Raw genomic sequence first — 1041 nt, 5'->3', positions numbered from 1 at the left:
GTATAGGTATTTTGTGGAATCCCCTCGTCAATTCCGATGATCACCTTAATAATCTCATAAGCCACCTGGGGTACTATGGCATTTCCGAGGCATTTAAGTCGGTCCACCCTGTGGGGAACCCCATGAGCCACTCGACCCAATTCGGGTTCAACTGCCCAGTAGTCGGGATTCCAGCAACTTCGCAGAACTTCGTTTTCCAATCCCCCGACATTGCATTGTGTGCTGCTTCGTTGTGCGCCCCTGTTTGTGGTGTCGGCCACATTTTGACTACCGCCCCCAATCGCGGCATTTTCTTGCCGTTGCTTATTTGGTAGCCCCCTTGGTTCTGTGCTTCGGGGGTTGGCAATAAGACTATCTCGTTCAACGGTCTCGCATTGCTCCAACAATTCTTGTTTTGCCCACTTTTCCAATCCCTCGCTGAACTGGTTGGCCACAATCCAAACTCTGTCTCGTCTATGCCAGGCATTGACGGCGCAAGCTGGAATAACAAGCGTTTCTGTGGCGTAACCCGCACCTTCCAGGTCAGATAGCACAGTGTCGAGTGCCAGGTTGATGATTCCAGTAACATTTTCAAGCAATACCCACTGGGGTTTGACTTCTTTAATAACTGCGATAGTTTGAGGCCAGAGGTAGCGGTCATCTGCCTGGCTGAGTTGCTTCCCGGCAACACTGAAAGGCTGGCAAGGGAATCCGGCGGTAATAAGGATGGTTGAAGATTCGGGGCGGTTTCCCCTTCTACCACCATCCCCTTCTCTTCCGCTTCCACTAGGGCATCCAACCGCACACCCCACCGTGTTCCCGTTGTGTTGCTCACTCTCGCCACCTTCCCATTCTTGCTGACTACTGTTCCGCTCCCCCCTTTCCAATCCCGGCTGCTTGCCGTTGGCAACAATCTGACGTGCTTCGCTAGGGTCATTCGCCTGTTGCCGGCACAGTTCACATTCTTGGAGTCGTCCACCTGTGGCGTTGGTAACAACTTCCTTGATACGCTCGACATCCCTAATATCCTCTACTATTGGCACATCTGGCCAGTGTTTCTTG

At 52.4% G+C, this 1041-nt stretch carries 1 protein-coding gene; it reads right to left on the bottom strand.

Annotated elements, in window-relative coordinates:
- Positions 1-791, bottom strand: a 791-nt coding sequence (locus tag HWQ67_RS19560; protein WP_425340743.1) for a DNA cytosine methyltransferase, incomplete at its 3' end; no start/stop codon positions are given.
- Positions 792-1041: the final 250 nt, after the last annotated feature.

Origin of the sequence: Candidatus Magnetobacterium casense (assembly GCF_019173545.1) — a bacterium.
GTDB lineage: Bacteria > Nitrospirota > Thermodesulfovibrionia > Thermodesulfovibrionales > Magnetobacteriaceae > Magnetobacterium > Magnetobacterium cryptolimnobacter.
Note: the sequence above shows the minus strand (reverse complement) of the source record. Positions and strands in the feature narration are given on the sequence as shown.